Source organism: Pseudorhizobium sp. NPDC055634 (assembly GCF_053618655.1).
In genome coordinates this window covers 80,682-93,928 of record NZ_JBSHHW010000014.1, presented here as the reverse complement: position 1 = coordinate 93,928, position 13,247 = coordinate 80,682, and the positions used below count along the sequence as shown (strand labels likewise).

The window sequence follows — 13,247 nt, the reverse complement described above, 5'->3', positions numbered from 1 at the left end:
GACAGAATTGAAAGGCGCTTGGCGCCGACCAGGGAGATGACACCATGACCGAAGTCTTCATTTACGATCACGTCCGCACGCCGCGCGGCCGCGGCAAGAAGGACGGTTCCTTGCATGAGGTTCCGTCCGTCCGCCTTGCGGCGAAGACCCTCGAGGCGATCCGCGACAGGAATGGCCTCGACACCTCGACCGTCGACGACATCATCTTCGGCTGCGTCGATCCGGTCATGGATTCCGGCGCCGTCATTCCCAAGGCTGCCGCCTTCGAGGCCGGCTATTCCTTCGCCGCGCCCGGCATGCAGATCTCCCGCTTCTGTGCCTCCGGCCTCGACGCCGTGAACTTCGGCGCCGGCAAGGTCGCGGCCGGCTCCGACGACATCGTCATCGCCGGCGGCGTGGAATCGATGTCGCGCGTCGGCATGGGCATGTCCGGCGGTGCTTGGTACATGGATCCCTCGGTCAACTTCCCGGCCTATTTCATGCCGCAGGGCGTCTCCGCCGACCTCATCGCCACCAAGTACGGCTTTTCCCGCGACGATGTCGACGGCTATGCCGTGGAAAGCCAGAAGCGGGCCGCCAATGCCTGGGAAAAGGGCTATTTCGAGAAGTCCGTCATCCCGGTGAAGGACCAGAACGGCCTGACCATCCTCGACCGTGACGAGCACATGCGTCCCGGCACCGACATGCAGTCGCTCGCCTCCTTGAACCCCTCCTTCCAGATGCCCGGCGAGATGGGCGGCTTCGAGGCCGTCGGCATCCAGGCCCATCCGGAAGTCGAGAAGATCACTTATGTCCACCATGCCGGCAATTCCTCCGGCATCGTCGATGGCGCCGCCGCCGTGCTGATCGGCTCCAGGGCCGGCGGCGAGGCGATGGGCATCCGGCCGCGCGCCCGCATCCGCCACTTCACCAATATCGGCTCCGACCCGGCGCTGATGCTGACGGGCCCGGTCGACGTCACCGAAAAGCTCCTGAAGCGCTCCGGCATGACGCTCGCCGATATCGACCTCTTCGAACTGAACGAAGCCTTCGCCGCCGTCGTCCTGCGCTACATGCAGGCCTTCGACATTCCGCACGACAGGATGAACGTCAACGGCGGCGCGATCGCCATGGGCCACCCGCTCGGGGCCACCGGCGCCATGATCCTCGGCACCGTGCTCGACGAACTGGAGCGGCGCGACCTGAACACCGCGCTCGTCACGCTCTGCATCGGCGCCGGCATGGGCACCGCCACCATCATCGAACGCGTCTGAGACCGGGGAGGAAAAATCATGACCTACAAGAACTTCACCGTCGAAACCGACGCGGACGGCATCGCACTCGTCACCTGGGACATGAAGGACAAGTCGATGAACGTCTTCACCGTCGAGGTGATGGACGAGATCGAGCAGATCCTCGAGGCGACCACCTCCGACGAGGCCGTCAAGGGTGTCGTCTTCACCTCCGGCAAGTCCTCCTTCTCCGGCGGCGCCGACCTCACCATGATCAAGGGCATGTTCTCCATGCTCACCGAGGAGAAGGCGAAGGACTCGCAGGCCGCCGTCCGGAAGCTCTTCGATGCCGCCGGCCGCATGTCGCAGCTCTTCCGCCGCATCGAGACCTGCGGCAAGCCGTGGGTTTCGGCGATCAACGGTGTGTGCATGGGCGGCGCCTTTGAACTCTCGCTCGCCTGCCACGGTCGCGTCGCCGCCAATTCGAAGGCGGTCAAGATCGCGCTGCCCGAAGTCAAGGTCGGCATCTTCCCCGGCGCCGGCGGCACCCAGCGCGTGCCGCGCCTGGCAAACGCGCAGGACGCCCTGCAGATGATGACGACGGGCCAGAACCTGACGGCAAGCCGCGCCAAGGCCATGAACCTCGTCCACCAGGTCATCGAGCCGGATCAGTTGATCCCGGCCGCCAGACAGATGATCAAGGACGGCCTGAAGCCCGTCGCCCCCTGGGACGAGAAGGGCTTCAAGGTTCCGGGCGGCGGCGTCTGGACGCCTGCGGCAGCCCAGCTTTTCCCGGCAGCCCCGGCGATCCTGCGTCGCGAGACCGCCGGCAATTACCCGGGCGCGCTTGCGATCCTCAAATGCGTCTACGAGGGCCTGCAGCTGCCCTTCGATACCGCGCTCAAGGTCGAGCAGCGCTATTTCACGCAGATCCTGCAGACCACCGAGGCCTTCTCGATGATCCGCTCGCTCTTCGTCTCCATGCAGGAACTCGGCAAGGGCGCCCGCCGCCCGGCAGGCGTGCCGAAGACGGAGATCAAAAAGGTCGGCGTCGTCGGTGCGGGCTTCATGGGCGCCTCGATCGCCTATGTCACGGCCGCAGCCGGCATCCCCGTCGTCCTCATCGACCGCGACCAGGAAGCCGCCGACAAGGGCAAGGCCGTCTCCGAAAAGCTGGTCTCCGACTCCGTCGGCAAGGGCCGCATGACCAAGGAGGAAGGCGAGAAGCTGCTTTCCCTCGTCACCCCGACGCCGGACTATTCGACACTCTCCGACGTCGATCTCGTGGTCGAGGCGGTCTTCGAGGACCGCGCCGTCAAGAAGGCCGTCATCGAGCAGGTGGAAGCCGTCATCGCCCCCACCACCATCTTCGCCTCCAACACCTCGACCCTGCCGATCACCGGCCTTGCCGAGAATTCGAAGCGCCCGGACCAGTTCATCGGCGTCCACTTCTTCTCGCCGGTGGAAAAGATGATGCTGACCGAGGTCATCCTCGGCGAGAAGACCGGCGACAAGGCGCTCGCCATGGCGCTCGATTTCGTCGGCAAGATCAGGAAGACGCCGATCGTCGTCAACGACACGCGCGGCTTCTTCGTCAACCGCTGCGTCTTCCGCTACATCAACGAGGCCTATGACATGCTGGCCGAGGGCGTGCCGGCGGCGATGATCGAGAATGCCGCCAAGATGGCCGGCATGCCGGTCGGCCCGCTCTCGCTCAACGACGAGGTGGCCGTCGATCTCTCGCAGAAGATCATGCGCGCCTCGATCGCCGATCTCGGCCCGGCCTCCGTCAAGCCGGAGCACATGAAGCTCATCGACAGGATGGTCGACGAACTCGACCGCCGCGGCCGCAAGAACGGCAAGGGCTTCTACGAATACCCCGCCAAGCCCGCCAAGAAGTTCCTCTGGCCGGGCCTGAAGGACCTCTACCCCCAGAAGCCCGCCTCCGAGGTCGACGTCAACGTCCTGAAGCAGCGCTTCCTGGTGACCATCGCGCTCGAAGCCGCCCGCACCGTGGAAGAAGGCATCGTCACCGACCCCCGCGAAGCCGACGTCGGCTCCATCCTCGGCTTCGGCTTCGCCCCCTACACGGGCGGCACCCTCTCCTACATCGACGGCATGGGCGTGAAGACCTTCGTGGACCTGGCCGAGAAGCTCGCCGCCCAATACGGCGACCACTTCAAGCCGACCCCGCTGCTCAAGGACATGGCCGCCAAGGGCGAGACCTTCTACGGCCGGTTCGACCCGTATGGGGAAGTGGAGAAGGCGGCTTAGGCCGCCTTCAGTCAACTATCCACTTCAACTTGTCGGAAGAAGTCAGCCTTGTCGGGGGCCCGCAGCTTCTTCCACAGGATCTTGTTTACGGTATCTACCGAAGGGCCGGATGCATTCTTCAAGTCATCTCTGTACTGGTCGAACAGCCAACCGGTGTACTCGAAGCAATCTGTATAGGTACTAAACCCGTTAGTGCCGCTACAGAACTCGCAGCTCAGCGCGAAGATCTGGTCGAAGTAGTCGTGCGCATTTGCGACCAAATTCGCGGTGAACGGTGGTACATTTCCCGAATGGATTATAGAGTTGCGTGTTCTGTAAATTCGATGAAGCTGCCATTCAACACGCCTCTGATGCCTTTCTAGAGCGGCTACTGTCCTGCTTGTGGAAGTAAAAATCTGGTGCAGTGAGTACAGCCTGTAACGAAGTAACTCGAAGTTCTGCAGCTTCGCGAATAGTTCCGCGAGGTGAGCTTCGTTGTTAGTCACGCATGTTAGATAGAAAACCTTCTCGACCAGATCTAGTTCATCGATATTGTCGACTTTATGCAGGATTTTCCCTAATGCTCGCCTATCCCAGCGAACGATATCAAAGGTCACCGTTTCGAATAGCCTTCGGAAATAGCGTAGGCCAATAAAGGGAAGAGCGCCTGATGCTACATTCGATATAATGGAGTTGGACGGTTTAGCAGGCACTAGTGTTTCTGGGCATGTCCACAGATTTAATAGTTGATTCTCGATATCACTTGTTTTTATACTTAATCCGTGGAAGTCCAGTATCTGGAAGAATTTGTTCTTGTCTGAGCCCTTGGGAAGATTAAGATTCCTGATTAGATGGTCGACCTTCACGGCCGCCTGCTCGGGCTTGTTATCGCTGACGAAATGCATGCGATTGACAGAAGTTTTCACTGTGGACGTTACGCCACTGCAACATGTTTGAATTGCGGAGGCGTGTTCTGAAATCCGGAAGGCTTCTTTGTGATGGAAGAGGCCAAATAGATCATGTACTCGCCTGATTCGCTTCTTTGCGACTTCGATAGCTGAATAGCGATCAGGAGCACTCACCTTTTCCACGAGCAGATAATTCGCAGCCGCTGATCGCTTGCTCAAGGCTCCGCGACCAGCCTGTTTTTTGAATTCGTCCGGCAGCTTATCACTTAAAGTGATGTCAAACACACTGAGGATCTGCGGCTTCAGGTGATGAAGAGGCGTCTCAATGGTGAGGCATATTTTGAATGTATGATGATGTGGGAAGACTTCCCTAAAAAAGTCGTCTAAATCCTCTGCCCCTGAGATAGTTCGAGTTCCGAAGAAAAATTCTCGGACGGTGCTGTTTATATGAAAGGCGCTGACCTTTAAATTCTGGAGAGTGGTGACCATCTCGCTTGCCAGAAAGTCAATCTGCCGCTTTTCGGATGTGCCTATCCTATGTTTGATAAGTTGGAAGCACTTTAAGGCGTATGTTCTGGGTTCTAACTCCTGCCGAAGTACTCTAAGGCGGGATTTTATGCTATTCAGATCGTCTCGATTGAAAGACAAGTAGTTCTCAAGGCGGATGCTTAATAGGGCTTTTACGACGACGTTGTCCCGAAGCCTCTCTTCCGTTTCATCAAGGATGTGTAAGACCGAACTGGCTGGAAGTCCGCGAGTTTCATGACTTGAAATTGCCTTCAGACACTCGCCGATCAAGAAGGGGGCGTTTAGTGTAGGAGACCTGTAGCTATCAAGCGTGTATTCAAATGTTAGCTCATCAAGTCTTTGCGCAAAATATAAGAGCAGTGAATCCCTCGTGGGATCCTCCCAGTTTGAAATGTTCCGGAAGCGCATAATTCCCCCTCAAACGCTTTTCGTAGGTAATTCATGCCTAGACCTTAGGGGAGGGTCAAGCGGCCCTATTCCAAACGGACAGCATACCAGCAGCGGCGGCTAGTGTGGGCTGGAGTAGCGGACCTGTATTTCAAACGGCCACGGTGGTTGGATATCGAAGGGAGGCGCCCTCTCCTCCGTCATTCCTGTGCTTGTCACAGGAATCCAGCAGCGCCGCGTCGGCGGCGCGAAAGACTCCGTCGTCGCCAGCAACGAGTGCTCTCGCCGCGCAGACGCGCGGCGGCTGGATCCCGGCTCAAGGCCGGGATGACGGGGCAGGGTCACCGGCACGCAGTCAAAAGCAGCGTTAGCGCGAGGTCTTGCATGTTGCGTGCGTGCTGGCATGATCTGCGGATGCGCCAGGGCTATGTCTACATCCTTGCCTCGCAGCGCAACGGGACGCTCTACACCGGCGTAACGTCGGATCTGCCGCGCCGTCTCTACGAACACCAGAACAACCTGACGCCCGGGTTCACGAGCCGATATGGCGTGAAGACGCTTGTCTGGTTCGAGATCCACGATCTGGTCGTCGATGCGATCCGGCGAGAAAAGACCATCAAGAAATGGCGGCGCGCGTGGAAGCTCAACCTGATCGAGAGCGTTAATCCGGACTGGGAAGATATCTCGGCCTGGCTCTTATGATCCCCCCAAAACGTGAACGCCCCGCCGCCGAAAATCGCGCCCCCTCTCCTCGCCCCTTGCCGGAGACCGAGCAAAATCAGCATCTTGGCCACCGGCCAAGTGCTGGATTTTGCAGGCGAGGAGATTTTTTTCATCCCCCGTCATCCCCGCACCCATGACCCGCTCCCATAATACCCCCGCCTCCGTCGCCGGAGTGTTTCGCGAGACGGTCGCGGGCAGGCGGGGGTCGGTGCTTCCATCCGAGCCGTAACGTGCGGGGAGGGTGGAAGAGGTGAGGGCCATGGAGCGGGCCGGCAAGGCATCGCTCCTATCAAGTCTCCCCCGGGCAGCCATGTCCGGTTCGGGAAAGCCGTGGAGGTGGTGGAGTAACGCATGATCCCGAAAAGTGTGAAGCGGTTTTCGGACAAGATCATGCGAAGCAAAAACCACGCAGAGAGACGAGGCAATCACCTGTAGGGGCTGGACGCCCCGAAAGAACGCCGAAGGCCACGCGGATGCGGAGCCACAGACTAAACAACAAGTGAGGTTCCGCATCCGTGTGGGCTCTCCAGCAGGATGAAGAAGACATGCAGCCCGCGTGAACGCCAACCCGTGCCCGAAAGCGAGGAGAAGACATGGCCGAAAGCAAGGAAGAAAAAATGCGCCTCTGGCGGGAGTCCCGGAACCGGCCCTATCTGCCGGGATATACGGTCGCCACCTTCGAGGAGCTCACCCCGCGCCAGAAGTCGCGCGAATTTCAGAAGCTGACCCAGCGTGTCACGAGCTATCTCGGCTACTGGAAGACCTGCGACATTCCCGCCTGCCGCCGGGCCCGCGCCTGCCGGGGCTTCCTGACGGAAAAGCAATACACCGGAGAGCCGCGCTGGCACGATTCCTTCCCGCCCTGCGTCGGCCCGAACGGCCTGCGCCAGCCGGAAGTGCTCGCTGCCTTCCACGCCGCCTTCGGTTGCCCGCCGGAAGTGGATGACGGCCCGAAATACAACGGCCGCCCCAGTGACTGGCCGGCGGAAGACGGGGCGGGTGACGAGCCGAAGGCAGGATAGTGGGAGATGGATTTCCTCCACCTGTCGTCCACGGTATACCATTGACAGGTTGTCAGACAGGAATGTATGAATCGGGAACTGGTAAGGCCAGCTTACCAGTGGCGTGTCGTGGAGGGCGCGCCGGGAGGGTTCATGTTTTCTGTCGTGGAATCGCGCCGCCTTTATCGTCAGGTGGCGGACCAGATGCGCAGCCTCATCGGCCGCGGCACGTTCGTGCCGGGCGAGAAGCTGCCGCCGGAGCGTGAGCTCGCGGAACTGCTTGCCGTCTCCCGCCCTACCGTCCGCGAAGCGCTGATCGTGCTGGAGGTCGAAGGTTTCGTCCACATCCGCATGGGTTCCGGCGTCTATGTCGCCGCACCGCTGAACGACGGGGAGCCCCGTCCGGAGGGCGAGGCGGAAGGCCCGTTCGAACTGTTGCGGGCCCGCGCCATTGTCGAATGCGCCATCGTCGAGGAGGCGGCCCGCGTCGTCCGGCCTGACCAGATTGCCGTTCTCGACGCCAATCTCGCCCGCATGGGCGAGGCGCTGGAGGACCGGCCGGCGGCGCTCAGGCTCGACCGCGAATTTCACATGGCGGTCGCCGCCATCACCGGCAACGCCACTCTCAGCCGCTTCGTCGGCCAGATCCACGACCTTCGCCTGACCCGCTATTTCGAGCGGCTGGCGAGCTATTTCGAGAACCCGCAGACCTGGCGCACGGCGCTCGAGGAGCACCGCGCCGTCCGCGATGCCATCGCCACCCGCGATCCGGAAGCGGCGCGGGCCGCCATGCGCGGCCATCTCGACCAGTCCCAGATTCGCCTGTCGGAAAGTTTCGGAGAGGAGCCGTCCGACGGCGCGATACCCGCCGCCTGGAGAAGCGCCGGCGGCTGACGGCCAAAAAGACCATTCAGTTCAACCCGGAGGAGAACCCATGAAACTGAAACTCACCACCATCCTCGGCGCAACGGTCGCCGTGCTGGCCTCGGCCCTGACGGCCCAGGCGCAGACGGTCCTCAAGTGGGCGCATGTCTACGAGACGTCCGAGCCCTTCCACACGGAATCGGTCTGGGCGGCGGAAGAGATCGCCAAGCGCACCGATGGCCGCTACAAGATCGACGTCTTCCCGGCCTCGCAGCTCGGCAAGGAAGCCGATATCAACCAGGGCCTCAAGCTCGGCACCGTCGACATCATCATCTCCGGCTCCAGCTTCGCCTCGCGCGAATACGCGCCGATCGGCGTCACCTACTTCCCCTACATCTTCCGCGATGCCGACCACCTGATCGCCTATACCAAGAGCGACGTGTTCAAGAAGCTCGCCCAGGGCTACGAGGAAGCTTCCGGCGGCAACAAGATCACCGCCGTCACCTACTACGGCACGCGCCACACGACGGCCAACAAGCCGATCGAGAAATGCGCCGACATGGCCGGCCTGAAGATCCGCGTTCCGGACGTTCCGGCCTACCTCGCCATGCCGCGCGCCTGCGGCGCCAACACCACGCCGATCGCGTTCGCGGAAGTCTATCTCGCGCTCCAGAACGGCACGGTCGAAGCCCAGGAAAACCCGCTGACCACCATCGAGGCCAAGAAGTTCTTCGAAGTGCAGAAGAACATCGTTCTCACCGGCCATATCGTCGACCACCTGAACACCGTCGTGTCGCCGACGCTGTGGTCGAACCTTTCCGACGAGGACAAGCAGATCTTCAGCGATGTCATGGCTGAAGCGGCCGAGCGCGCCACCAAGATCGTCGAAGAGCGCGAGAACGCGCTGGTCGCCAAGTTCAAGGCCGACGGCCTGAGCGTCACCGAGGTCGACAAGGCCGACTTCGAGAAGACCGTCATGGAGAAGGTCACGCTCGAGGAGTTCGGCTACACCAAGGAAGACTGGGAAGCGATCCGCGCCGTCCAGTAAACGCCTCTGCGGCGCCCGGTGCGGAAGGCATCGGGCGCCGCTTTTGCATCTTTTATGACGAATACGCGGAGTTTTCCGATGAGCGAACAACAGCACGCCCCCGTGAGCGTGGATCAGATGGCGCATGCCTTCGAGGAGGATAGCGGTCCCGTCGACCTGTCGCCCTATGCGGTGGAAGACTGGGTGAACATGGCGATCTTCTGGGGCATGGCGCTCTGCGTCTTCCTGCAGTTCTTCACCCGCTACGCGCTGAACAACAGCCTGGCATGGACCGAGGAAATCGCCGCCAACTGCCTCGTGGTGATCGTGTTCCTGGGGTCCGTCATGTGCGTGCGGATGGCCCGCCACATCTCCGTGGACTTCATCTACCAGTTCATGTCGCCGAGGGTTCGCCGGGCCTTCGAACTCGCGGTCGATTGCATCGTCATCGGCTTCTTCGCCTACACGACCTGGCTCATGTGGCGCTATATCGGCATTGTCGGCAAGGAGCGCATGGTCACCGTAAACCTGCCGCGCGGCTACGTCTTCTACACCGTCTTCGCCGCCTTCGCGCTGATGCTGGCGCGCTCCGTCCAGAACTTCGTCAAAGACATGATCAACGGAAAGACCGTTCGCGAACAGGCGAACGAAACCGGCGTACAGGGGATCTGACCAATGCTGCTTCTCATCGGATCCTTCCTGCTTCTCATGATCGTCGGCGCGCCGATCGCCGTGTCGCTCGGCGTCGCCTCGCTGCTCTACCTCGTCATCTACGGCGTCGCGCCGGACATTATCGCCGCCCAGCGGATGATCGCCGGCGTCGAGAGCTTCCCGCTCATCGCCGTCCCCTTCTTCATCCTCGTCGGCAACCTGATGAACATCGCGGGCGTCACCGGCCGCATCTATCACTTCGCGCTCTCCCTCGTCGGCTGGATGAAGGGTGGACTGGCGCAGGTCAACATCATCGGCTCCGTCGTCTTCTCCGGCATGTCCGGAACGGCGCTGGCGGATGCCGCCGGCATCGGCACGATCGAGATCAAGGCGATGAAGGACCACGGATATCCGGTGGAAGCCGCCGTCGGCGTCACCGCCGCGTCGGCAACCCTCGGCCCGATCTTCCCGCCCTCGCTCCCCTTCGTCATCTACGGCATGATGGCGAACGTCTCGATCGGCGCGCTGTTCATGGCCGGCATCCTGCCCGGCATCGTCATGACGCTGCTGATGATGATCACCGTCGTCATCTTCGCCTATCGCAAGGGCTGGGGTTCCGACACGCCGTTCGAACTGAAGAAGCTGCTCTCGGCGTCGCTCGAAATCGTCATCGTCTTCTGCTTCCCGATCGCCGTCTACCTGCTGGTCCTGGCCGGCCTTTCCATCAACATCGCCGTCCTCATCGCCCTGGTCGCGCTGATCGCTCTCGACTGGTATTTCGACTTCTCCGCCGTGATGGCGCTGATGACGCCGGTTCTCCTGATCGGCGGCATGACCATGGGCTGGTTCACGCCGACTGAAGCCGCGGTTGCCGCGGTCATCTGGTCGCTCTTCCTCGGGCTCGTGCGTTACCGCACCATGACGCTGAAGACCCTTGCCAAGGCGAGTTTCGATACGATCGAGACCACGGCCTCGGTTCTCTTCATCGTCACCACGGCCTCGATCTTCGCATGGCTGCTGACGGTCAGCCAGGCGGCCCAGCTGTTCTCCGACTTCATGTTCTCGCTGACGGACAACTGGTGGACGTTCCTGATCATCGTCAACATCGTCCTGCTGATCGTCGGCGCCTTCCTCGATACCATTGCCGCCATCAGCATCCTGGTCCCGATCCTGATGCCGATCGCCGCGCGCTATGGCATCGATCCGGTGCACATGGGCCTGATCTTCACCCTCAACCTGATGATCGGCCTGCTGACGCCGCCGGTGGGCATGGTGCTCTTCGTCCTCTCGCGGATATCGAAGCTCTCGATCGAACGGACGACCATGGCGATCCTGCCCTGGATGATCCCGCTCTTCGTCGCGCTGCTGCTGATCACCTTCGTGCCGGCGATCACGCTCTGGCTGCCGACGCAGCTCGGCCTGCTGCGATAGGAAGGACGGCGTGATGCGGACGCGGCTTGCCCGCCTGTACGGAGAGCGGGACCTCAAGGTCGAGGAAGCGGCGGTCGCCGCTCCCGGCGAAGGCGAGGTCCTGCTCAGGATGGCGGCCGGCGGCATTTGCGGCTCCGACCTCCACTATTACCAGGACGGCGGCTTCGGCCCCGTCCGGGTACGCGAGCCGATCATTCCCGGCCACGAAGCCTCCGGATATGTGGAGACGCTCGGCGCGGGCGTCTCGGGCCTTGCCGTAGGCGCGCTGGTCGCGGTCAACCCCAGCCGGCCGTGCGGTCATTGCCGCTTCTGCCGCGATGGCCTGGCTATCCACTGCCTGGACATGCAGTTCATGGGCAGCGCAATGCGCCTGCCGCATGCCCAGGGAATGTTCCGCGACTGGCTGGTCGTGCCGGCAAGGCAGTGCGTGGCGGTAGGCGAAGGCGTGACGGCAGGGGAGGCCGCCTGCGCCGAACCGCTCGCCGTCTGCCTCCATGCGGTGAGCCGCGCGGGCGATCTTTTCGGCAAGCGCGTGCTCGTCACGGGCGCCGGGCCGATCGGGGTCCTGGTCACCGCGGCCGCGCGCCATGCGGGTGCCGGCGAGATCGTCGTGACCGATCTCACCGATGCGGCGCTGGAGCGGGCCTCGGCGATGGGCGCGACGCGCACGATCAATGTGGCGAGCGCAGCGGACGAGCTTTCGGCCTTCGAGGCGGACAAGGGATGGTTCGACGTGGCCTTCGAGTGTTCCGCCGCCGCGCCGGCGATCCGGACGGCCGTGGCGACGGTGAAGCCGCGCGGCACGATCGTCCAGGTCGGCGTCACCGGCGATGTCGCCGTCCCGCTCAACGCGCTGGTCGGCAAGGAGCTCGCGTGGATCGGCTCCCAGCGCTTCGATGCGGAATTCGCGCAGGCCGCGGACCTGATCGGACGTCGCGAAATCGACGTGCGGCCGATCATCTCGCACAGTTTTCCCGTCACCGACGTAGTGGCGGCATTCGAGCAGGCGGGCGATCGTTCCGCCGCCTGCAAGGTTCAACTGACATTTCTCTCCTGAGGAGCACTCATGCGGCATACGTGGCGTTGGTTCGGCCCGGTTGACAAGGTAAGCGTGGAGGATGCAGCCCAGGCCGGCGCAACGGGCATCGTCAGCGCCCTCCATCACATCCCGACCGGCGACGTCTGGCCCGTCGAAGAGATCGCCAGGCGCCATGAGGCGATCAGGGCGGGCGGGCTCGTATGGGACGTGGTCGAAAGCGTGCCGGTCTCCGAAAGCATCAAGACCCAGACGGGCGAGTGGAAGCAGCACATCGCCAACTGGCAGGAGACCTTGCGCCGCCTGTCCGAAAGCGGCATCCGCACGGTCTGCTACAACTTCATGCCGGTCCTCGACTGGACCCGCACCGAGCTCCGCTGGACGGCCCGCCACGGGGCAAAGGCGATGCGCTTCGACCTGGTCGACTTCGTCGCCTTCGACATCCACCTGCTCGAGCGGCCGGGCGCGGCCGGAGACTACGACGGGGCGCTTCGCGAGAAGGCGGCCAGGCGCTTTGCCGAGATGACCGACGAGCGCCGGGGGGCGCTGTCGAAGAATGTCGGCGCGGGGCTTCCGGGCTCGGCGGACGGCTATACGCTGCCGCAGCTGCGCGACCATCTCGCCACCTATGACGGCATCAGCAGGGAGAAGCTGCAGCAGAACCTCGTGGACTTCCTCACGGAAGTCACGCCGGTCGCCGAACGCGTCGGCATCAACATCTGCGCCCACCCCGACGATCCGCCGTGGGCGCTGCTCGGCCTGCCGCGCATCCTGTCGACGGAAGCCGACTATGCCCACATGCTCGCCGCGGTCGACAGCCGCGCCAATGGCGTGACCTTCTGCACCGGTTCGCTCGGCGCGCGCGGCGACAACGACCTGCCGGCCATGGCGAAGCGTTTTGCCTCGCGCATTCATTTCGTCCACCTGCGCAATGTCCATCGCGACGATGAAACGATCCCCTGCTCCTTCTACGAGGACGAGCATCTGGAAGGCCACACCGACATGGTGGCGGTCGTCGCCGAGCTTCTGAAGGAAGAGCAGCGCCGCCGGGCGGAAGGCCGCGCGGATCACGAGATCCCCATGCGCCCGGACCACGGCCAGGAAATCCTCGATGACCTGACCCGCGGCGCGCAGCCGGGCTATCCCGCCATCGGCCGCCTCAAGGGTCTTGCCGAACTGCGCGGCATCGAACGCGCCCTGTCCCACCCCAGCTACGGATTGTCGTGA

Annotated in this window: 11 protein-coding genes; 10 read left to right on the top strand and 1 reads right to left on the bottom strand. The window is 62.5% G+C overall.

The window, feature by feature from the left end; genetic code table 11:
* The first annotated feature begins 44 nt into the window (after positions 1-44).
* On the top strand, positions 45-1,253 hold the full coding sequence (locus tag ACWGPT_RS19495; RefSeq protein WP_452607298.1) for an acetyl-CoA C-acetyltransferase: 1,209 nt from the start codon (positions 45-47) through the stop codon (positions 1,251-1,253).
* A gap of 18 nt (positions 1,254-1,271) precedes the next feature.
* Positions 1,272-3,485 carry a 3-hydroxyacyl-CoA dehydrogenase NAD-binding domain-containing protein gene (locus ACWGPT_RS19490; protein WP_452607297.1) on the top strand — a complete coding sequence of 738 codons (2,214 nt, stop codon included), beginning with the start codon at positions 1,272-1,274 and terminating at the stop codon, positions 3,483-3,485.
* An 11-nt stretch (positions 3,486-3,496) separates the two neighbouring features.
* Here ACWGPT_RS19490 and ACWGPT_RS19485 read toward each other — a convergent pair whose 3' ends face one another.
* A complete protein-coding gene (locus tag ACWGPT_RS19485; protein ID WP_452607296.1) occupies positions 3,497-4,861 on the bottom strand; it encodes a hypothetical protein in 1,365 nt (454 codons plus the stop codon).
* A gap of 840 nt (positions 4,862-5,701) precedes the next feature.
* On the opposite strand from ACWGPT_RS19485, the gene ACWGPT_RS19480 reads away from it, so the two are divergent.
* The 8 genes from ACWGPT_RS19480 to uxuA all read left to right on the top strand — a co-directional run bounded on the left by ACWGPT_RS19480 (position 5,702) and on the right by uxuA (position 13,247).
* Complete coding sequence (locus tag ACWGPT_RS19480) at positions 5,702-5,989, top strand: GIY-YIG nuclease family protein (protein ID WP_452607295.1); 288 nt, start codon at positions 5,702-5,704, stop codon at positions 5,987-5,989.
* A gap of 614 nt (positions 5,990-6,603) precedes the next feature.
* Positions 6,604-7,032: a hypothetical protein gene (locus ACWGPT_RS19475; protein ID WP_452607294.1), complete on the top strand. Its 429-nt coding sequence runs from the start codon at positions 6,604-6,606 to the stop codon at positions 7,030-7,032.
* A gap of 132 nt (positions 7,033-7,164) precedes the next feature.
* Positions 7,165-7,905 carry a FadR/GntR family transcriptional regulator gene (locus tag ACWGPT_RS19470; protein ID WP_452607293.1) on the top strand — a complete coding sequence of 247 codons (741 nt, stop codon included), beginning with the start codon at positions 7,165-7,167 and terminating at the stop codon, positions 7,903-7,905.
* Positions 7,906-7,945: 40 nt separating this feature from the next.
* Positions 7,946-8,923: a sialic acid TRAP transporter substrate-binding protein SiaP gene (locus ACWGPT_RS19465; RefSeq protein WP_452607292.1), complete on the top strand. Its 978-nt coding sequence runs from the start codon at positions 7,946-7,948 to the stop codon at positions 8,921-8,923.
* A gap of 78 nt (positions 8,924-9,001) precedes the next feature.
* On the top strand, positions 9,002-9,574 hold the full coding sequence (locus ACWGPT_RS19460; protein ID WP_452607291.1) for a TRAP transporter small permease: 573 nt from the start codon (positions 9,002-9,004) through the stop codon (positions 9,572-9,574).
* 3 nt (positions 9,575-9,577) lie between these two features.
* Positions 9,578-10,984 (top strand): TRAP transporter large permease, encoded by a 1,407-nt coding sequence (locus ACWGPT_RS19455; protein WP_452607290.1) that lies wholly within the window; start codon positions 9,578-9,580, stop codon positions 10,982-10,984.
* A 13-nt stretch (positions 10,985-10,997) separates the two neighbouring features.
* Entirely contained in the window at positions 10,998-12,041 is a 1,044-nt protein-coding gene (locus ACWGPT_RS19450) for an L-idonate 5-dehydrogenase (RefSeq protein ID WP_452607289.1), read from the top strand.
* A 9-nt stretch (positions 12,042-12,050) separates the two neighbouring features.
* Positions 12,051-13,247: a mannonate dehydratase gene (uxuA, locus tag ACWGPT_RS19445; RefSeq protein WP_452607288.1), complete on the top strand. Its 1,197-nt coding sequence runs from the start codon at positions 12,051-12,053 to the stop codon at positions 13,245-13,247.